18 protein-coding genes and 7 pseudogenes are annotated in these 18,465 nt (G+C 58.3%); 16 read left to right on the top strand and 9 right to left on the bottom strand.

All coding sequences use genetic code 11. The annotated features are described in order from the left end of the window. Window positions 1–226 precede the first annotated feature (226 nt). A complete protein-coding gene (locus tag GYA95_RS14980; RefSeq protein WP_161551421.1) occupies window positions 227–871 on the bottom strand; it encodes a recombinase family protein in 645 nt (214 codons plus the stop codon). Window positions 872–1,199: 328 nt separating this feature from the next. Continuing rightward, complete coding sequence (locus tag GYA95_RS14975; protein WP_049275859.1) at window positions 1,200–2,042, bottom strand: helix-turn-helix transcriptional regulator; 843 nt, start codon at window positions 2,040–2,042, stop codon at window positions 1,200–1,202. A 75-nt stretch (window positions 2,043–2,117) separates the two neighbouring features. Here GYA95_RS14975 and GYA95_RS14970 point away from each other — a divergent pair, with 75 nt between their 5' ends. The 4 genes and pseudogenes from GYA95_RS14970 (at window position 2,118) to GYA95_RS27790 (ending at window position 3,943) form a co-directional block, all read left to right on the top strand. Beyond that, window positions 2,118–2,693, top strand: a complete 576-nt coding sequence (locus GYA95_RS14970) for a carboxymuconolactone decarboxylase family protein (RefSeq protein WP_003464997.1) — start codon at window positions 2,118–2,120, stop codon at window positions 2,691–2,693. A 27-nt stretch (window positions 2,694–2,720) separates the two neighbouring features. Beyond that, window positions 2,721–3,269: pseudogene (locus tag GYA95_RS14965) on the top strand (cytochrome P460 family protein). Between the two features lie 28 nt (window positions 3,270–3,297). Beyond that, window positions 3,298–3,618, top strand: a pseudogene (locus tag GYA95_RS28485) (uracil-DNA glycosylase family protein); the annotation flags it as partial. Between the two features lie 61 nt (window positions 3,619–3,679). Further along, complete coding sequence (locus tag GYA95_RS27790) at window positions 3,680–3,943, top strand: uracil-DNA glycosylase family protein (protein WP_003830781.1); 264 nt, start codon at window positions 3,680–3,682, stop codon at window positions 3,941–3,943. Window positions 3,944–4,126: 183 nt separating this feature from the next. On the opposite strand, the pseudogene GYA95_RS14955 reads toward GYA95_RS27790, so the two are convergent. Beyond that, window positions 4,127–5,010: pseudogene (locus tag GYA95_RS14955) on the bottom strand (LysR family transcriptional regulator). 114 nt (window positions 5,011–5,124) lie between these two features. Here GYA95_RS14955 and argC point away from each other — a divergent pair. The 4 genes and pseudogenes from argC (at window position 5,125) to GYA95_RS14940 (ending at window position 8,717) form a co-directional block, all read left to right on the top strand. Then, entirely contained in the window at window positions 5,125–6,054 is a 930-nt protein-coding gene (gene argC, locus GYA95_RS14950) for an N-acetyl-gamma-glutamyl-phosphate reductase (protein ID WP_049275860.1), read from the top strand. A 413-nt stretch (window positions 6,055–6,467) separates the two neighbouring features. Continuing rightward, window positions 6,468–6,623: pseudogene (locus GYA95_RS27930) on the top strand (OmpA family protein); the annotation flags it as partial. A 414-nt stretch (window positions 6,624–7,037) separates the two neighbouring features. Continuing rightward, window positions 7,038–7,664: a DNA methyltransferase gene (locus GYA95_RS14945; RefSeq protein WP_003465024.1), complete on the top strand. Its 627-nt coding sequence runs from the start codon at window positions 7,038–7,040 to the stop codon at window positions 7,662–7,664. Between the two features lie 24 nt (window positions 7,665–7,688). Beyond that, complete coding sequence (locus tag GYA95_RS14940) at window positions 7,689–8,717, top strand: IS30 family transposase (protein WP_003465026.1); 1,029 nt, start codon at window positions 7,689–7,691, stop codon at window positions 8,715–8,717. Here the strand turns inward: GYA95_RS14940 and GYA95_RS14935 are convergent. The 4 genes and pseudogenes from GYA95_RS14935 to GYA95_RS14920 all read right to left on the bottom strand — a co-directional run. Then, window positions 8,706–8,966, bottom strand: a complete 261-nt coding sequence (locus tag GYA95_RS14935; protein WP_047296649.1) for a hypothetical protein — start codon at window positions 8,964–8,966, stop codon at window positions 8,706–8,708. The genes GYA95_RS14940 and GYA95_RS14935 overlap by 12 nt on opposite strands. 41 nt (window positions 8,967–9,007) lie before the next feature. Then, window positions 9,008–9,379 carry a hypothetical protein gene (locus GYA95_RS14930; RefSeq protein WP_052959448.1) on the bottom strand — a complete coding sequence of 124 codons (372 nt, stop codon included), beginning with the start codon at window positions 9,377–9,379 and terminating at the stop codon, window positions 9,008–9,010. 400 nt (window positions 9,380–9,779) lie between these two features. After that, window positions 9,780–10,256 carry a DM13 domain-containing protein gene (locus tag GYA95_RS14925; RefSeq protein ID WP_011711661.1) on the bottom strand — a complete coding sequence of 159 codons (477 nt, stop codon included), beginning with the start codon at window positions 10,254–10,256 and terminating at the stop codon, window positions 9,780–9,782. Window positions 10,257–10,410: 154 nt separating this feature from the next. Continuing rightward, window positions 10,411–10,647: pseudogene (locus GYA95_RS14920) on the bottom strand (IS3 family transposase); the annotation flags it as partial. 99 nt (window positions 10,648–10,746) lie between these two features. Here GYA95_RS14920 and GYA95_RS14915 point away from each other — a divergent pair. The 8 genes and pseudogenes from GYA95_RS14915 (at window position 10,747) to GYA95_RS14880 (ending at window position 16,010) form a co-directional block, all read left to right on the top strand. Beyond that, entirely contained in the window at window positions 10,747–11,949 is a 1,203-nt protein-coding gene (locus tag GYA95_RS14915) for an ISL3 family transposase (RefSeq protein WP_161551420.1), read from the top strand. Between the two features lie 369 nt (window positions 11,950–12,318). After that, window positions 12,319–12,477: pseudogene (locus tag GYA95_RS14910) on the top strand (MerR family transcriptional regulator); the annotation flags it as partial. A gap of 91 nt (window positions 12,478–12,568) precedes the next feature. Continuing rightward, window positions 12,569–12,766: pseudogene (locus GYA95_RS14905) on the top strand (SDR family oxidoreductase); the annotation flags it as partial. 69 nt (window positions 12,767–12,835) lie between these two features. Further along, window positions 12,836–13,513 carry a GntR family transcriptional regulator gene (locus GYA95_RS14900; protein ID WP_016487046.1) on the top strand — a complete coding sequence of 226 codons (678 nt, stop codon included), beginning with the start codon at window positions 12,836–12,838 and terminating at the stop codon, window positions 13,511–13,513. Window positions 13,514–13,594: 81 nt separating this feature from the next. Then, a complete protein-coding gene (locus tag GYA95_RS14895; RefSeq protein WP_003465041.1) occupies window positions 13,595–14,185 on the top strand; it encodes a TetR/AcrR family transcriptional regulator in 591 nt (196 codons plus the stop codon). Window positions 14,186–14,275: 90 nt separating this feature from the next. Continuing rightward, entirely contained in the window at window positions 14,276–14,977 is a 702-nt protein-coding gene (locus GYA95_RS14890) for a cysteine hydrolase family protein (RefSeq protein ID WP_003465039.1), read from the top strand. Between the two features lie 54 nt (window positions 14,978–15,031). Beyond that, complete coding sequence (locus GYA95_RS14885) at window positions 15,032–15,256, top strand: DUF2798 domain-containing protein (RefSeq protein WP_003465037.1); 225 nt, start codon at window positions 15,032–15,034, stop codon at window positions 15,254–15,256. Between the two features lie 280 nt (window positions 15,257–15,536). Continuing rightward, window positions 15,537–16,010 (top strand): extracellular solute-binding protein, encoded by a 474-nt coding sequence (locus tag GYA95_RS14880; protein WP_049273834.1) that lies wholly within the window; start codon window positions 15,537–15,539, stop codon window positions 16,008–16,010. A gap of 2 nt (window positions 16,011–16,012) precedes the next feature. On the opposite strand, the gene GYA95_RS14875 is transcribed toward GYA95_RS14880, so the two are convergent. After that, the gene (locus GYA95_RS14875) at window positions 16,013–17,215 is read right to left on the bottom strand and encodes an ISL3 family transposase (protein ID WP_003464938.1); all 1,203 of its coding nucleotides are present in this window, start codon (window positions 17,213–17,215) and stop codon (window positions 16,013–16,015) included. A gap of 290 nt (window positions 17,216–17,505) precedes the next feature. Then, the gene (locus GYA95_RS14870) at window positions 17,506–18,432 is read right to left on the bottom strand and encodes a LysR family transcriptional regulator (RefSeq protein ID WP_003464940.1); all 927 of its coding nucleotides are present in this window, start codon (window positions 18,430–18,432) and stop codon (window positions 17,506–17,508) included. Window positions 18,433–18,465 lie beyond the last annotated feature (33 nt).

Here is an 18,465-nt window from a genome sequence, read left to right as displayed (position 1 = left end):
TCTGCCCCGCCGCCGGCAGGGAATTGCATGGGGTGGGGGTGATCTGTCCGCCAGTCCAGAAAATAACTCTGAGCCGTCTGTACCGGAATCAGTCAGAAACCGCTGCACTGCTAAGCGCCCCGCTCTACACCTCACCGGGAGCGCTAAGAATGTGTAAATAAGTTGAGAGGCCGTCTAGGTACGACGAGGCTTGCACTGAGACGAACTGTAGGCATCGATGACTTGGTTAGTTCTTCATCTCGCGCTTGATCCTGTAGACAGTGGCGACACCACACTCAGCGAGCTTGGCCACATCATCTGCTGACATGGTAGGGTGCTTGGTCATGATGGTAATCACCTTCTCCCACATTGCAACGTTCTTGCCCTTACCGGTTGGTCTCCACTCAGGATCAGCTGCACGCTTGTTCTCCAAGCCCTGCCTTATCCGCTCCACGCGTTTCTCTTGGTCGAGCCTTGCCATTGTCGCCATCAGGTCGAGAAGCATGTTGTTGATCACTTCCATGATCTGGCCCGTGATCCCCTTGTCTTCAACCATCATGTGGCTTGTGGGCAAATCAGCAATGACCAGACGTAGCCCCTTACCTTTGATCGTGGCCTTGAGCGTTTCCCAATCAGCCTGAGACAGACGGCTCAGTCGGTCTACCGACTCAACCAGTAACACCTCTCCTTTCTGAGCGGTTTCGAGCAGACGCATCAGCTCGGGGCGGTTGAGCTTGGTGCCACTAATGTTTTCACTGTAGGTGCCGACGACTGCCAAACCCTTGTCAGCAGCGAACACCTCAAGTAGCGACTTGGCACGAAGCGCATCCTGATCCTTGGTAGATGCACGGAGATACAGATGGGCCTTGTCGTTTTCAGAAGACGGCTGCACTGAACGTCAGAAGCCGACTGCACTATAGCAGCGGAGGGGTTGGATCCATCAGGCAACGACGGGCTGCTGCCGGCCAATAGCCGACAATGACGACACTGGAAATCCCCGCCTGTGAGCGTCGGCTCAGGGCGGGACAGCGTCATCCAGCTACCTGCGCCACTGACTCAGCCTTGTCCAGCCGGCCGCGCCGCACGAACAGACTGACCAGCCGTTGACGGATCGCCACCTGGAGTTCCGCCAGTTGTTCCGGCGTGATGCGAATTTCACCCGCTCGACGAGCGCAACACCGGCGCCGCCTACGCCAAGAACCGGCGAATCGAACTCAAACTCACGAACCGCTGAGCGCCGCGTCACCGCGCTGCTGCGCCAGCCAGTCGCGCGGGGCGCAGCCCATGCGCACGCGGAAGGCGCGCGCCAGAGCGTTCGGGCTGCCGTAGCCGACGCGGTCGGCCACCACCGCCACCGGCCGCCCCTGCTTGAGCAGGGTGCAACTGACGTTCATCCGCCAGTCGGCCAGATAGTCGCCCGGCGTGACGCCCACCGCGTCCTTGAACGCGGCGGCGAAGCGCGCGCGTGACATGCCCGCCTTCGCCGCCAGCGCCTCGAGCGACCACGCGGTCTGCGGCGCATCGTGCATGGCGGTTATGGCGCGCGCGAGTTTCGGGTCGGCCAGGCCCGCCAGCAGTCCGGTGGCGCCAAGCCGCCCATCCATCAGATAACGCAGCAACTGGATCAGTAGCAACTCGCACAAGCGGTCGATGGCGGCCTGCCGACCGCACTGGTCGCGCTCGGCTTCGGCAAACAGCAACTCTAGCGTCGGCCCGAGGCCGGGCAAGTCCGCCAACGGAATCAGCAGCATCGACGGCAAGGCCATGGCCAACGGATTGCCCGTCGAAGCGCCCAGGTCGACCTCCGCACACAACCGCTCAGCGGTATCGCCGGGGGCGGCGACAAAACGATGCGACGCCACGCGCGGATAAAACAGCAGGCTCGGCTCGGTAACCAGCAGATCTTCATGCACGGGCGAACGCACCGTAATCGGGCCGCGCCGCACCAGATGGATATAGCCATGCGGCGCCGCGTAATGATGCTGCCCACAGAAGGCGCCGCTGTGAAAAACGCGCGCCGAAAGCGAGTAGTGCCGGAGCAAGCCGGCCAGTCGATCCGCCATTCCACTCTCCATATAAGACGATAGGTTACGTATTTGATACTTTACGTGCCATATCGTACCAAACAAAGGGCGATCATGCCCACGTGCTCTTGCACCTCACCCACTACGGAGATAGACATGACCCAAATCGCCCCCCTGACCATCGACACCGCTGACGCCGCTACCGCTGCCACACTCAAGGCCGTCAAAGCCAAGCTTGGCATGGTGCCGAACCTGTTCGCCACGCTGGCCCACGCGCCGGCGGCGCTCAATGGCTACCTCGGCTTGTCCGAAACGCTGGGCACCGGCCGCCTGAATGCCTCCCAGCGCGAGATCGTTGCGCTCGCTGCCGGTCAAGCCAATCGCTGCCAGTATTGCCTGAGCGCACACACCCTGATCGGCAAAGGTGCCGGACTGTCGGCAGAGGCCATCGCCGCGGCCCGCACCGGCCAGGCGGCCAACGCACTTGACGATGCAATCGCCGGCTTTGCCCGCGCGCTGGTCGAGCAACGCGGCGTGGTGTCGGCCGACGCCATGGCCAACTACCGCCGCGCGGGGCTCGACGACGGCCTGATACTGGAAGTGATCGCCAACGTCGCGCTGAACACGCTCACCAACTACACCAACCACATCGCCGACACCACGGTGGATTTCCCCGTGGTCGCCGTCTGATCTCCATAGGCATATAAGGAGAACACGATGAAAATCGCACTCACCGGCGCTCTGCTCGCCAGCGCCCTCGTCCTGCCACTGGCCGTCACGGCCGGCGACTTTTCGCCCTATGTGGACAGCCAGGGCGGCATCAGCCGCCCCACAGACTTCCGCACAAACTTCGTCCACCTGGGCTCATATGCGGTGTTGGACGAAAAATCCGCCTCTCGCGGCTTGCACGATGTGTACACCGAAAAGGCCTCGGCCGAGCACTACCGCAAGACCGGCAAGTTCTTGGACGGCGCCACGCTGGTGAAAGAGATCCGCAAGCTCGAAACCAGCGCCATGACCACTGGCAACCCTGTGGTCTGGGGTTCCGATGCGGCCGTGTGGTTCGTGATGGTCTAGGACGCCAAAGGCCGTTTCGCCAGCAACCCCTTGTGGGGCGACGGCTGGGGCTGGGCGCTGTTCAAGGCCGACGCCCCCGCCAAGAATGTCGCCGTCAGCTACGAAGCCGACTGCATGGGCTGCCATGTGCCGGCGGCCAAGACCGACCGCGTATTCATCCAGGGCTATCCGACACTGACCCAGCACTGACTTGCTGCCGGGTTACGCTTCGCGCAGGATGGCACCTCCGTCCTGCGCGAGCCACCCTTTCCGGAAGCGCGCCATGCCGACACTCGACGCCTTTCTGACCGACGTCCGCGCCTGCACGCGCTGCGCACCGCATCTGCCACACGGCGTGCAGCCGGTCTTCCAGTTTCACCCGAGTGCGCCCATCCTCATCGCCGGCCAAGCACCGGGGGCCCGGGTCCATGCCTCAGGCGTGCCCTTCGACGACGCCAGCGGCGCGCGTCTGCGCGCCTGGCTGGGCGTGGACCGCGACACCTTCTACGACCCTACCCGCATCGCCATTCTGCCCATGGGCTTCTGTTATCCGGGCACCGGCAAAAGCGGTGACCTGCCGCTACGCCCGGAGTGCGCCCCCCGCCTGGCGCGAAGCCTTCATGCAGCGTTTCGAGCGCCTGTCGCTGGTCATCGTGCTGGGCAGCTACGCCATGGACTACCACCTCGGTACTGGCAAGACGCCGCTCACCCGGGTGGTCGAAGCCTGGCGCGAGCACTGGCCGCAAGCGTTCCCCCTGCCTCACCCTAGCCCGCGCAACAATCGCTGGCTGGTGCGCAACCCCTGGTTCCAACAAGACGTGCTGCCCGCGCTGCAAGCACGCGTCCAGGCAGTCCTCACCGCCAACCCCAAGGAAACCCCATGACCGACGACACCGCCGCCATTACCGAGCTGCTGCACAAGTACTACGACACCCTGGCCTGGGCGAACGGAGACAGGCACCGGCTTTGGAGCGATGAACGACGGCTTCAGGTGCGGTAGCTGACGCCTGGGACCTCAATCACCGTATGACCGGGTCGAAAGCGGTCCTTTCTCTGACAACATCGCCCTAGCCCGCACTCAACCCCCACAACACATCCAGCACATGTTGCGTAGGCCGCTCGACGTCCCCACCACGGTGGGCAATACCAAGTTGACGCCACAATAAGGGCTGTAATGGCCGCATGACGATCCTGGTATCGGGCAATGGCGTGGAGGCTTCATGCGGCAACAACGTCGCACCATAACCGGCCGCCACTAGGCTTTTGATCGCATCGTTGTAGTTCAGTTGAATACGCGGCGTGGGCTGCCGTCCATCACTGGCGAACCACTCCGAGGTCAAGCGCGAAAGCCGAGTAGTTTTGTCATTCAGAATTAATGGCTGGGCGGCCAGCCAACCGGGGGTCACAACATCCGGGCATTCCCAGCGAGCCGGCAAGAAGGCCATGACCGGGTCCCGCCGCCATGGCTCGATCCGCAATTCCTTCACCGGGGTCTGTGGCAGCGCGACCAGACCGATCTCCAAAGAGCCCTCGGCAAGCTTCTTCAAAGTTTCCTGCGACGTGAGCACCGCGACCTGCACATCGATAGCGGGTGGCGTTGGCCCAACGTCTCCAAAGCTTGCGGCATCAACTGTGCGATGGCCCCTGTGGAGGCACCCAGCCGCACACGCCCGGCCAAGCCCTGCACCTGACGCTCCACGTCCTCAAGCGCCTGCTCCGCATCCGCCAACAGGCGCCGCGCGCGCTCCACCAGCGTTTCTCCAATCGCCGAAGGCTGAATGCGCCCACGTGTGCGCGACAACAGCTTTCCGCCAACCCGCGACTCCAGGTCGGCAATATGCAAACTGACCGTGGGTGGCGCGAGGTGCAGCACACGGGCCGCCTCGGCAAACGAACCCAGGTCGGCAATGGCCACCAACGTGCGCAGACGGTCCAGGCTGATTTCGCGCATGAGTCACTCCTTGTTCAGAAAAGCTGAATTTCATCGTTTAGAAATTCAACTTTTCCTATCTTAGCCCCTCACTGAAGATTGGAACTCCTGATTTCCTATGTCCGAGAGCATTCCATGGCAAGTCCTCTTATATTCATCGACGGCGACCAAGGCACCACCGGGTTGCAAATCCATCAACGTCTACGCGACCGGACCGATCTGCGGCTTATCACGCTCAGCCCCGAACATCGCAAGGATCCGCAACGTCGCGCCGAAATCATCAACGCCTGCGACATCGCGATTCTCTGCTTGCCCGACCAAGCCGCACGCGACGCTGTAGCGAGCATCGAAAACCCCGCCGTTCGGGTGATCGATGCGAGTTCGGCGCACCGCACCCATCTAGACTGGACCTATGGTTTCGCGGAGATGAACTCGCAGCAGGCCCAACGCATCGCCACGGCACGGCGGGTCAGCAATCCCGGTTGCTATCCCACGGGGGCGATAGGGCTGCTGCGCCCATTGCTGGAGGCCGGGTTGCTGCCCAGGGACTATCCGACGAACATTCATGCTGTGTCGGGCTATTCCGGAAAAGGGCGCGTTGGCGTGCAAGAGCATGAGGGAGAGGGCGCATCACAGGCGCCCGCGTTTCAGGTTTATGGTCTGGGGCTGGCACACAAACATATTCCGGAGATTCAGCAGCAAAGCGGTCTGATGGAGCGGCCGATGTTTGTGCCGGCTTATGGGGCTTTTCGGCAGGGGATCGTGCTGACCATACCGTTGCAACTTCGCTTGTTGGCGCCGGGCGTGGATGCGGTGCGGTTGCATGCGTGTCTTATGCAGCACTACGTCGATGCGGACCATGTACAGGTGATGTCGATGCAGGAGGCCAAAGGGTTGACGTGCCTTGATCCTCAGGCGCTTAACGGGACTGATAGTTTGCGATTGGTGGTGTGTGAAAATGATGAGACGGGGCAGGTTTTGTTGGCTGCGGTGTTTGACAATCTTGGGAAGGGAGCCGCTGGAGCGGCGGTGCAGAATCTGGATTTGATGGTTGCAGGAACATGACTCCGACTACCCACTGGCTCTAGAGTCTATGGCTCGAATTTTCGAGCGGTTGTTTCCTCTCTGTTTATGGCCTGGCATCGACGGCATTAAACGAGTCGAAAACAGAATCTACGCGTGTCAGCAGTTTGCAATCCAGTCAGGCTTTGAAGTTAAACGGTCGTCCACGACAGGCAGCAATCGGCCAACAGCGGCCGTTTTAGAGTAGGGAAAATAAATCCCCTTTTCTGCTGTCTACGCTTCGCAGCGCCGGTTACCCGGTCACCACGCAAGACTCGCTTCCGGTCGGTGGCTAACCTTTACCGGGCGGGGGTCATACCCGCTGGGTTTCTTACGCCATTTCGTGACGGCTTGCGCCGTCATTCCCAGGCGACCAAGCTTTGCCTGGCGCACATAAATCAGTCCCCTTTTTCTCTTTGCGCAGCAATGGCGTCGATCCTTCGCGCCTGCAAACCTTTGGTGCAGGCTCCAGCTCGCCCATTGCCCCCAACGACACCGCCGAGGGTCGCGCCCAAAATCGCCGCGTTGAAATCAAACTGGTGCCCCGTAGCGGCGCTGTAGCTCAAGGGTAATGGTGCCTTGGTGCTCTTTTCGTCGGATGCCCAGCTATCTTTTAATGGGTTACGGGCGATTTGCAGTGGGCTCCAAAACCTGGCCTCAGGAGGTGCAAGCTCCCGTGGCACCGGCTTTGGACTGGGCAGACCAATACGCCGGCCCATAAGCCCATAAGGATCCCGGCCTCGGCCGGGTTCTTTATGCCCGCTTCGCGGGCTTGAGCCCAGAAGGGAGCGGCGTGCGCCGGATTCGCATCTGCCAGCCAGTACGCAGCCCGTTTGGAACTCAGTTGATCCGTCTTTTTCAACGGTTTAACAGCCAAATCAATACGTTCACAAGTACACTCGCCACCCTAGGGATGGTGAAGCATCCACGAGCGGTACTAGAATTTTCAGCTTTTCGGTGCCGCCGCACGAATTCAAGGGGCAAGCATGGATTACGAACAACTGCCGAGGGCCGCCTTGGTCCGTATGCTGCAGGAGCATGATGCGGCGCTTGCCGATGCTGGCAAGAATGGCATCGTTATGAGTTACACCGGGCGGGCTGCTCCCTGGCAGATCATCCGCCAGGTCAAGCCGAAGCTGCATCGTATTATCAAGAAAGTATCCTTTGGAGAGGAAACCGCCCAGTCAGAGAATGAGATCTGGGACGGTGAAAACCTTTCTGCGATGGTCACGCTCTATAAATATCGTGGTCAAGTTGATCTTGTAGTAACAGACCCGCCGTACAACACCGGCGAGGACTTCCGCTATAACGACAAGTGGGACAAGGATCCAAACGATCCAGATCTCGGCGATGTAGTTCCTAAAGATGATGGGTCCAAGCACAGCAAATGGTTGCGCTTCATGACACCCAGAATCTGGATGATGCGTGAGATGCTAACCCCAGGCGGGGTTATGGCTATCTGTATTGATCATAGGGAACTATTTAGACTTGGCATGCTCATGGACGAAATCTTCGGCGAAGAGAATCGCATTGGCATAATCAATTGGCAGAAAAGCTATTCACCTCGCAGTGATAATAAGGGGGCGGCGGCGAAAACTGAGTGCAACACCTGACCTTTCCGGTACGGTGCTGTCCCTATGTCTTATTCCGAACTCAGCGTTGAAGAGCGCGCCACCATTCAAATCGGTCATGCCCAAGGTTTCAGCCTGCGCGGGATCGCCTGCTTGATCAACCGATCCCCTTCGACCATCAGCCGGGAGCTGCGCCGCAATCGAGATGCCTGTGGCGGCTACTCGGCCCGCGTGGCCCAGCAGCAGATGCAGGCCCGCCGTCAGGTGTGTCGACCGAAGCAAAAGCTGTTGCCGGGTAGCGAGCGCTTCGAATTGGTGGCGCATATGCTGCGTGAGCGTTTGTCTCCCGAGCAGATTGCCGGCAAGCTGCGCAGCATGAATATTCCCAGCCTCAGAGATGCCTACGTCTGTCGCGAGACGATCTATAACGCGATCTATGCCTTGCCAGTCGGCGAGCTGCGTAAAGAGCTGATCATCTGCCTGCGCCAAAGCAAGACGATGCGCAGGCCGCGCTCTGGCGGCGTGGATCGGCGCGGTCAGATCCCTGAGAGGGTCAGTATTCATGTACGTCCGCCGGAGATCGAAGACCGACTGATGCCAGGGCATTGGGAAGGCGACCTGATCAAGGGCAAGGCCAACGCCTCGTCTGTAGGTACGCTGGTGGAGCGCACCAGTGGCTACCTGATGCTGGTGAAGATGAACGACGCGACGGCGACCTCGGCGATGGAAGGCTTCAGTGCAGCGCTCAATGGCATGCCGCTGGCGATGCGCAAGAGCATGACCTACGACCAGGGCCGAGAAATGGCGCGGCATGCTGAAATCACCCAGCAGACCGGGGTGGCGATTTACTTCTGCGACCCGCACAGCCCTTGGCAGCGCGGCAGTAACGAAAACATCAATGGCCTGATCCGCCAGTACCTGCCCAAGGGCACGGACTTGTCGGTGCATAGCCAGGAGGAACTGGATGCCATCGCACTGCAACTGAACATGCGCCCCCGTAAGCGCTTCGACTTCAAGTGTCCGATCGAGGTTATGGACGAGGTGATGCAGGAAGCTATGGCTATGCGGCATGATGCTCCAGCTTCAATTCAATAACCGTGTTGCACTCAGCTCCTGTAACCGCCCTGTGTAATTTCTTACATTGGCTCTATAGTGTGCATAATTTTTATGGAATGAATTGAGTATTTCTATAACCTTATCCAGCTGCAGTTGTTTTTTAGTGATATGAAGTTTTTTGGTCTCTGCCGAAGTATTGGTCAGCGCGACGAGATAGCCAAACATTCCAGCGATCAACGCTCCCATACCAATTTTCACGGCATCCGAGGCAATATTTATCCACTCCACGCTCCCTCCATTGCGCTTATCACGCCAGCTATTTTTGACACTTAGTCCATGCTTGGAGTACTGGCATGTCTTCCTATATGACCATCAGGCCCTCGCGCGCAAACACACATCCGAGACAGGCCTGCATCGGAGTAACATACGAGGGTTGTTTGCGCTTCAATGCGGTTTTCTTTTAAGTAACTTTCTTTAATCGGCCTGATCCACTGTTCGCGCCCATCCACATCGGTTGTTTCCAGAAGCACCTCATCTTCTTGTAGATCAAAGTGTTTGTGCAGTAGTGCCACGCCAAATCTGTCTATGCAGTTGTGCTTTTTCAATATTTCAAATATTTCATTTAGACATGGCAGGTCCTCATCGTCTATGGGTCTAACATTGTCGATATGGTTAATTTCACCCCACAGTAAAGAAATCATTTTATTTATCTCCACTATGAACGTTTAACTAGCGAAATGTTACAGATTTAATAGGGGTCTTAGTCTGCGAATCTTCATGGGAGACGGGACTAATCAGAGCCCTCGCTCTTGGATAACATTAGACGCTCGCGCGCAAAATTCCACCCATTCCGATAAGGCGGCGTATAGAGCCTTAGCGGCATCTGAGGTTGGCGCGTACTTATCTCTGTCGCAAGCCCATCTGGTGAACCGCTTCAGGGTATGCAGGCATCGTAGTCAGTGTCTGAGGGTCGGTTGAGGTCAATTTTGACTTCAAGAATCTAGACGTGGAGGGGAGGCCTCATGCCCGGCAAGACTTTAATTTCCATTGGCATGAGGCGCATGTTATTCGTGAACAGGCAAGATCCAAGTTTAAGCTTGTTTACTGATATTTTGCGGAGCCGATGAACTTAGAGAAATGCTCGCACCATATTTGGACCGTTGTAAACTCGTTGACGTTGACGCTTGCAGGAATGGTTTTCTTGAAATTCCCGAAGTTTTTCAATTCGCCAATCAGAATTGCTTCTTTCTTTATGTCCAAAAACGATTCTTTGTCGGTGGCTTGTTTCTTTGTCAGGTAAATTTTGTAGTCTGGACCAGGTGCTACATCACCTTTAAATACAATTTCGTTATCCGTAACAAAAAGTTGTCCATTCGCCCAGTGAAGGGCGTCGCTGCCTTTCTGATCTTTCTTGAACTCTCCGCTATACTTTGCCACCTTTTGCACTTCTTCAATTTCGGCGATGGTGGCGTTTTCTTGTGCTGTCAAAATCGGAAGTATATAGATCCCTAGCCCAACTCCCGCGCCAAACAGAGCCAGGTGGGACGCGAGCAGAATTATTTTTAATTGCTTTTTCATGGGTTGCCTCATACAGTGAGTTATTTGGTGTGTCCATCACAATCCATTAGTTCGAACAGGGTGCGGTATGTGCTGATAGCGATATTGTTAGTGGGGTGCTAGCTTAGCTACCATGACGGCATTTTTCAAGGTAGTTGTCGCGTCAACCGTCTAACTATGCCGCCATTTTCTCGTTCTGTTGCTCTCGATCCTGGTTCAACAACACGGTGCCGATCGGTTCCCAGTTACGCGTCCGGCCTGACCACCGCTCCGGTTTGTTTTCCTTGGCTCGTTCGTACAACTCATGTCGCCGGGCCAAGACCTGATGGTCCAGCCCTCGATGCCGCTCAGCCGGTGTGACGAACCGGATGCGGCTATGTCGGTGCTCGTTGTTGTACCACCGCATAAAATTGGTTCTTCGCGGAGTCTGGGGGAAGAGCGAGTTGACAGTCAGGGAAGCAGGTAAATTGGCAGTCGCCAAACACACCCTTCACCTGTCCCTGCTGTCGCCGTGCATCCTATTGATCTTGCCGCTTTCTGGCCAGGCTACGACGCCGTTACCTGTCGCCCATCTACCGATAACACCCTCCTCATTGAGCTTGAACCTCAAGCCGGCTCTCTTCCTAAGTGCGGGCGTTGTGGCCAGTTCAGCCCGTTGATTCACGATCGCCGGATTCGTCTGGTGCGTGATCGTGATCTGTTCGATCAGCGCGTCCTGCTTCAACTACCAGTGCGCCGAGTCGATTGCCTGAGTTGTGGGCGGGTGACCGAGCGGATCGACTGGTTGGAGCCAGCATCTCGGCTGACCCAGCGGTTACGGATATGGCTCGAAAGCTTGCTGCGGCTGCTGCCGATCAGCCACGTCAGCCAGCTCACCGGCCTGCATTGGCACACCCTCAAAACGCTCGATAAACGACGCCTTCAAGCCGAGGTAGGCAACTGCGATTCAACCGGTGTCCGCCGCCTGGTGATGGACGAGTTCGCCCTGCACAAAGGGCATCGCTATGCCACGGTCATCATGGATGCCGAGCGAACGCGGGTATTGTGGGTCGGCCACGGCAACAGCCGCGAGGCGGTCCGCCCGTTCTTTGAATTGCTCGGCAAGCACTGCCAGCAGATAGAGGCGGTGGCCATGGACATGAACACGGCTTTTGATTTGGAGGTGAAGAAGCATTGCCCGCAAGCCGAAGTGGTGTACGACCTGTTTCACGTCGTCGCGCGCTACGGTCGGGATGTGATCGACCGTATCCGGGTTGACCAGGCCAACCTCCTGCGCGAAGACAAGCCGGCACGAAAGGCGGTCAAGCAAAGCCGCTGGCTGCTGCTGCGCAATCGCAACAACCTGAAGGACGGACAAGCCGTGCAGCTTCAAGAACTACTCGCGGCCAACCAGCCGCTGGCTACGGTCTATGTCCTCAAGGATGCGCTGAAGGATGTCTGGTTCGCCCCCAGCGTACGAGAGGGCTGGCGCCGCTGGCGAACCTGGTTGCGGCACGCCCGGGACAGCGGCCTCGCGCCGCTACAGCGCTTCGCTCGCAACCTGCGCAAATACGCCCGAGGCATCCTCGCCAGTGCCAACTTCCATATGCATACCAGCGTCCTTGAGGGCGTCAACAACCGCATCAAGGTGATCAAGCGTATGGCCTATGGTTTTCGGGACTCGGAATACTTTTTCCTGAAAATCAAGGCTGCCTTCCCCGGGAAAGCGCGATGAACCTTTTTTTTGGCGATCACGCTCGGCCTGATGGTTGGCTGCTCGTCGAGTTCAAGTGCGATCTGATCAGTGAGCGGTAGCGCAAGTGGATCGCCTCAGCCAAGCAGCGTTGTTGCCGGCGGCCGGAAGAAAGCGGCGGGAAAGCCTTGAACTAGTAGCGGAAAGGATGAAACTTTATTTTTACGATTCTCAGCATTTTCCAAGGTTGAGCGAAAATTAGGATGATACTTTAATGATTCCGGCCTCCATCCCCACAAAACGCTTGCAGATGGCAGAATTGAAATAAGTCATTGTTTTAAATGGATTTTTGCAGGAATTGCTACGTTGCAGGGTCCTGTAGTTAGGATGACACTTTATTTTCCTCCCACAGAAACGCGAGCACGGGCTGCACGCAAGCTCGCGTTGATCGAGCAGAAGATGGCCGACTTGGTCGTCATGCAGCAACTGTTAGGCGAACTGGTGCAGCAATGTGATGCGGGAGACGGCGGAACGATCTGCCCGATCATCGAGGCACTGATCAGAGAGTAATGCCTGGCGGGTGAGCTGGAGATCGGAAAGCCCCTTTACGGTGGGATTCAGAGCTTACGTTGGTTTTTGGTTCCATTGCTCCCCAAACCCCGTCAATGCGATTGCACCGGGTGAGATCGAGACGTCGATCCTGTCTGCCGGGACCGAACTGATCGTCGATCAGCAGATCCCCATGCACCGCTTGGGCAAGCCGGAAGAAGTCGCATCCCTGGTGCATTTCCTCTGCACCCGAGGCGCGTCGTACATCAACGGTTCGGAGATTCATGTCAACGGTGGTCAGCACGTCTGAAATAATCTGGAAATCCCGGCCGGAAACTTCCATCATTCGGGCCGGGCATCCGCCGCAGATGAGCGATCAATGAGCAACCCCTACCCTATTCAAACCCTCAATCACTCTTACCTGGGCAGTGGCATCTACGAGTTGCTGCGCGAGGCACTGATCACCGGGCGTTTCCAGCCCGATGACCGCCTGCGCATCCGCGACCTGGCCGAACAACTGGGCACCAGCGTCACACCGGTGCGCGACGCGATCCTGCAACTGGCCAAGGAACAGGCGCTGATCCTCAAGACCCCGCGTGACATCCGCGTACCCATCCTCACCGCCGCGCAATACGGCGAGATCCGCAGCATCCGCCTGGCGCTTGAAGGCCTGGCTGCGGAGACGGCCGCCGCGCTGGTGACCGACAGCGAACTCGCAGACCTGCAAGCCTGCATCGAAAACAACATCGCCGCGATCAACGCCCAGGACTTGCAAGCCGCTCTCAAGTGCAATCAGCAATTTCACTACGCGCTGACCACCATCGCGCGCATGCCGGTGCTGGCGGGTTTGCTCGATAGCCTGTGGATGCGCACCGGCCCACTGATCGCCCGTGCCTATGGCAACTTCAACGAGCGCATGGCCATCGACCATCACTGGGAAGTGCTCGACGCACTCAAGCGCCGCGATGGCGCGGCGGCACGGGCGGCCATCTGCCGTGACATTCTCGATGGCAACGAGAAGATGCTCGAGTACATCGAGATGGCGCAGGCGGACTGATTGGCAGTCAATTCGACTGTTGACGAAACATAGATGACCAGTTAGTTTATTAAAACTTTCTCATCACTGGATGTCTCTGTCATGGCTCGCCCGGTCAACCTCGAAGTCAGATCCCGTTTGCTGTCGATTGGCCGCCAGGTGGTTCACAACCGTGGCTTCAACGGCTGCGGCGTCCAGGACATCACCGCCGCTGCCGAGATTCCCAAGGGCTCTTTCTACAACTACTTCGCCAGCAAGGAAGACTTCGCGGCAGAGATCCTCGAGGAATACTGGACCTCGATCGAAACCCGCCACGGGCCGATCTTCTACGACGCCCGGGTCAAGCCGCTGGAGCGCATCGGCCAGTTCTTCCAGGCCCTGGTGCTCGAGCACGGCGAGCATGAATACAGCCTGGGTTGCCTGATTGGCAACCTGTCCCTGGAAATGTCCAATGGCAGCGAACAAACCCGCAAGCGTCTGGCCGATGTGCTGGCGCGCTGGGAAGGTTTGCTCGCGAGCTGCCTGCGTGAAGCGCAGCAGCGCCGCGAACTCTCTGAAACTCACGACGCCGAAGCGCTGGCCAGTGTCATCGTCGAAGGCTGGGAAGGTGCGGTCATGCGCGGCAAGGTCCTGCGCGACGGTGCACCTCTGCAGCGTTTCGTATCGATGGTCTTGCCTCGGCTATTGGAGTGAGTTTTTTTTCCTCATTAATAAGACGACTGGTCATTTATATAAAGCAACATTCACGTCTCATCCACGCAAGCACCCAAGAGGTAAATCGTCATGAGCCATCTGTACGCCGACCCCGCCGAACCCGCACTGCCTGCCACTGGTTTCAAGCTCGACCTGAGCAAAGCCGCCCTGGTGGTCATCGACCCACAGAACGACTTCCTCAGCCCTGCCGGCGCCAGTTGGGCGGTGTTCGGTGAGAGCATCGTCGAGAACAACACCGTCGAAAACCTGGAAAAACTGTTCAAGGCCTTCAAGGCTCACGACCTGCCCGTGGCCGTGTCGCCACACTATTACTACCCGCACGACCACGACTGGCATTTTGGCGGTCCGCTGGAAAAGGTCATGCACAGCATCTGCATGTTCGATCGCAAGGGACCGAACACCCTGGAAAACTTCGAAGGCTCCGGCGCCGATTTCCTCGAGATCTACAAGCCGTACATTCTCGACGGCGAGACCATCATCGCCTCGCCGCACAAGGTCTACGGCCCGGAAACCAACGACCTGGCGCTGCAATTGCGCAAGAAAGGCGTGTCGCAGATCATCCTCGCCGGCATGGCGGCCAACCTTTGCGTGGAATCACACCTGCGCGAACTGCTCGAACAGGGCTTTGAAATAGTCGTGGTACGCGACGCCACCGCCGGCCCGCGCCTGCCGGATGGCGACGGCTACCTGGCGGCCATCATCAATTACCGCTTCCTCGCCCACGGGCTGTGGACCACCGAAGAGACTATCGCGCAACTGCAACCGGCTTGATCGTGCCCGAGCGGCCGGGCATCGCGCCCCCCCGCTCTTTCTCGAGAACCCCCGATGAAAATCCCCGCCCGTTATGAGCATTTCGTTTTCGGCGTCGTTCAATCCGGCCTGACCTGCGCGGTCGCGGCCGCCATCGCCACCACACCCCATGCGCTCGACCTGGCCTTTGCCGGCCGCTGGTTGAACGCGTGGGCGCTGTCGTGGGTATCGATGTTGCCGGTGGTGGTGCTGGCGGCGCCGATGATTCGGCGCGTGGTGAGGCGGATGACGGTGGGCTGAATGACTTGGCTATGACTCACCCAACACACCGCCATCGCGAGCATGCTCGCTCCTACCGGGGGCTTCGGGGCTGCTCGCGACAGGCGCGCAAGCCCGCACCCGACGCACGAAATACTGTGCCCGTTCGCATTTTCGCAATAAACCACTTTTCATCCGCGCATTTGTAGCCGCTTCGTTCACGGACAAGCCGGTACATTAGACCTCCATGGTCCCGCAGAGCGACCGACAACAAAACCTACAGCTCGCCCAAGAAAATCTGCCAACCATTCGGAGTCTTTCCATGAGCACATTGCGCACTACAGCTTTCCAACTCGCGAGTCTGGCCCTGTTCATCGGTAGCGCCACCCAGGCCATGGCCGAGGACATCACGTTCGTATCCCAGGGCGGTGCTTATCAGGAAGCCCAGAGCAAGGCGATCCTGGAGCCTGCGGCGAAAAAGCTCGGTCTGACGCTCAAACAGGACAGCTCGCCCAAGGCCTACCCGATCATCAAGACCCAGGTCGAGAGCGGCAAGGTCACCTGGGACGTGGTGGACCTGCCCACTGGCGACTGCATCCGTGGCGAAGCCGAAGGGCTGTTCGAGAAGCTCGACCTTGCGCTGATTCCCAATGCCGCGCAAATACCCGACAGCCTCAAGGACGAATACAGCGTCGGCTACATCAGCTACTCCACGGTGCTGGCGTATCGCACGGACGCGTTCAAAGGCGCGGACGTACCCAAGACCTGGGCCGACTTCTGGGACACCAAAAAATAGGTTCATCGCGCTTTCCCGGGGAAGGCAGCCTTGATTTTCAGGAAAAAGTATTCCGAGTCCCGAAAACCATAGGCCATACGCTTGATCACCTTGATGCGGTTGTTGACGCCCTCAAGGACGCTGGTATGCATATGGAAGTTGGCACTGGCGAGGATGCCTCGGGCGTATTTGCGCAGGTTGCGAGCGAAGCGCTGTAGCGGCGCGAGGCCGCTGTCCCGGGCGTGCCGCAACCAGGTTCGCCAGCGGCGCCAGCCCTCTCGTACGCTGGGGGCGAACCAGACATCCTTCAGCGCATCCTTGAGGACATAGACCGTAGCCAGCGGCTGGTTGGCCGCGAGTAGTTCTTGAAGCTGCACGGCTTGTCCGTCCTTCAGGTTGTTGCGATTGCGCAGCAGCAGCCAGCGGCTTTGCTTGACCGCCTTTCGTGCCGGCTTGTCTTCGCGCAGGAGGTTGGCCTGGTCAACCCGGATACGGTCGATCACATCCCGACCGTAGCGCGCGACGACGTGAAACAGGTCGTACACCACTTCGGCTTGCGGGCAATGCTTCTTCACCTCCAAATCAAAAGCCGTGTTCATGTCCATGGCCACCGCCTCTATCTGCTGGCAGTGCTTGCCGAGCAATTCAAAGAACGGGCGGACCGCCTCGCGGCTGTTGCCGTGGCCGACCCACAATACCCGCGTTCGCTCGGCATCCATGATGACCGTGGCATAGCGATGCCCTTTGTGCAGGGCGAACTCGTCCATCACCAGGCGGCGGACACCGGTTGAATCGAAGTTGCCTACCTCGGCTTGAAGGCGTCGTTTATCGAGCGTTTTGAGGGTGTGCCAATGCAGGCCGGTGAGCTGGCTGACGTGGCTGATCGGCAGCAGCCGCAGCAAGCTTTCGAGCCATATCCGTAACCGCTGGGTCAGCCGAGATGCTGGCTCCAACCAGTCGATCCGCTCGGTCACCCGCCCACAACTCAGGCAATCGACTCGGCGCACTGGTAGTTGAAGCAGGACGCGCTGATCGAACAGATCACGATCACGCACCAGACGAATCCGGCGATCGTGAATCAACGGGCTGAACTGGCCACAACGCCCGCACTTAGGAAGAGAGCCGGCTTGAGGTTCAAGCTCAATGAGGAGGGTGTTATCGGTAGATGGGCGACAGGTAACGGCGTCGTAGCCTGGCCAGAAAGCGGCAAGATCAATAGGATGCACGGCGACAGCAGGGACAGGTGAAGGGTGTGTTTGGCGACTGCCAATTTACCTGCTTCCCTGACTGTCAACTCGCTCTTCCCCCAGACTCCGCGAAGAACCAAAAAAAACGGATCATGCGAAATCCTTCGTTGAGTTTGGCGCGGGTTTTTAGCAAATCAGCTGGCCCGCGATCCGGTTGAGAGTGATCCGAAGCGGTCCTTGACGACCGGCACAAATCGGTCAGAAGCGGTCGATGATTCCAATAAATCCGCCCCCTTTTTCCCGTAACTCCTGGCTACCTGCGACCAAGTCTAAGCAAGCTTCTGTGTCAGCTGCCCGATGAATAGCCGCAGCCATTCGTGCTGAGGCTTACTGTTCTTGGCAATGTCCCAAACCATGAAGCATCGAAATGATGGAACCGGAATCGGCGCCGGACAAATACTTAGCCGAGTCATGGCCGAATAGCTCTCGGCGGCGAACGTGGGAATTGTGGCTATCGCGCCGCTGCTGATCAACGTGGTGAGCGCGCCACTGAAGTGGGTGAATGAGGCTATAACACGCCTCGAATAGCCCGCCGCTTCGAACATGTCGTCGATAAAGCCGCGGCGGCCGTCATAGGAAACTCGCACATGGCTTGCCTCGAAGTACTCCTCCAGGCCGATAGGTGTGCCTGCGTTGTCTGCGCCAGGCAGGTACAAGCAGGAGTATGACGAGGAAAACAGCACCTTGGATGAATACCCGCTGCTGAAGTCTTTCGGCTCGCTGCAAATCACTAGATCCATGTCCGGATCTTGTAGCGACTGTTTCCACAGTGAGCTGTTGCTCTGATGGAACGAAAAGCTCACTCCCAGCCCCTGATCCGCTGCGGCGTTAACGATCCGCGGAGCGAGATAGGCCTCAATATCATCGGACAGACCGATGTTGAAAATGTAGCTCGAGTCGTGTGCGGAGAAATCCGGCTCTGCCCCAAGCACGCCTGAGATAGACGTAAGGGCCTCGGCGATCTTCGGCGCCAGCTCCATCGCCCTACGGGTTGGCTGCATTCCGGAAGCGGTGCGGATAAAGAGCTCATCTCCGAAATGCTCACGCAAACGACGCAACGCCGAGCTAACTGCCCCCTGGGTCACATGCAGCATGGCCGAGGCTCGGGTGGCACTGCGCTCGGTCATCAGGCAGTGGAACGTCAGCAGCAGGTTCAGATCAATTCTCGAGATATTACGTACACTAATCCGGCTCATATTTTCTAATCGTTTGCTCTGCGGCCGAGAGGA

This window comes from Pseudomonas asiatica, from assembly GCF_009932335.1.
Taxonomy (GTDB): domain Bacteria; phylum Pseudomonadota; class Gammaproteobacteria; order Pseudomonadales; family Pseudomonadaceae; genus Aquipseudomonas; species Aquipseudomonas asiatica.
Note: the sequence above shows the minus strand (reverse complement) of the source record. Positions and strands in the feature narration are given on the sequence as shown.

What these genes read in the sequence shown, in the direction of transcription:
- GYA95_RS14975 (WP_049275859.1), bottom strand. Translation starts at nt 2,042, where the DNA reads ATGGCGGATCGACTGGCCGGCTTGCTCCGGCACTACTCGCTTTCGGCG.
- GYA95_RS14970 (WP_003464997.1), top strand. Translation starts at nt 2,118, where the DNA reads ATGCCCACGTGCTCTTGCACCTCACCCACTACGGAGATAGACATGACC.
- GYA95_RS27790 (WP_003830781.1), top strand. Translation starts at nt 3,680, where the DNA reads ATGCAGCGTTTCGAGCGCCTGTCGCTGGTCATCGTGCTGGGCAGCTAC.
- argC (WP_049275860.1), top strand. Translation starts at nt 5,125, where the DNA reads ATGGCAAGTCCTCTTATATTCATCGACGGCGACCAAGGCACCACCGGG.
- GYA95_RS14945 (WP_003465024.1), top strand. Translation starts at nt 7,038, where the DNA reads ATGGATTACGAACAACTGCCGAGGGCCGCCTTGGTCCGTATGCTGCAG.
- GYA95_RS14940 (WP_003465026.1), top strand. Translation starts at nt 7,689, where the DNA reads ATGTCTTATTCCGAACTCAGCGTTGAAGAGCGCGCCACCATTCAAATC.
- GYA95_RS14930 (WP_052959448.1), bottom strand. Translation starts at nt 9,379, where the DNA reads ATGATTTCTTTACTGTGGGGTGAAATTAACCATATCGACAATGTTAGA.
- GYA95_RS14925 (WP_011711661.1), bottom strand. Translation starts at nt 10,256, where the DNA reads ATGAAAAAGCAATTAAAAATAATTCTGCTCGCGTCCCACCTGGCTCTG.
- GYA95_RS14900 (WP_016487046.1), top strand. Translation starts at nt 12,836, where the DNA reads ATGAGCAACCCCTACCCTATTCAAACCCTCAATCACTCTTACCTGGGC.
- GYA95_RS14895 (WP_003465041.1), top strand. Translation starts at nt 13,595, where the DNA reads ATGGCTCGCCCGGTCAACCTCGAAGTCAGATCCCGTTTGCTGTCGATT.
- GYA95_RS14890 (WP_003465039.1), top strand. Translation starts at nt 14,276, where the DNA reads ATGAGCCATCTGTACGCCGACCCCGCCGAACCCGCACTGCCTGCCACT.
- GYA95_RS14885 (WP_003465037.1), top strand. Translation starts at nt 15,032, where the DNA reads ATGAAAATCCCCGCCCGTTATGAGCATTTCGTTTTCGGCGTCGTTCAA.
- GYA95_RS14880 (WP_049273834.1), top strand. Translation starts at nt 15,537, where the DNA reads ATGAGCACATTGCGCACTACAGCTTTCCAACTCGCGAGTCTGGCCCTG.
- GYA95_RS14870 (WP_003464940.1), bottom strand. Translation starts at nt 18,432, where the DNA reads ATGAGCCGGATTAGTGTACGTAATATCTCGAGAATTGATCTGAACCTG.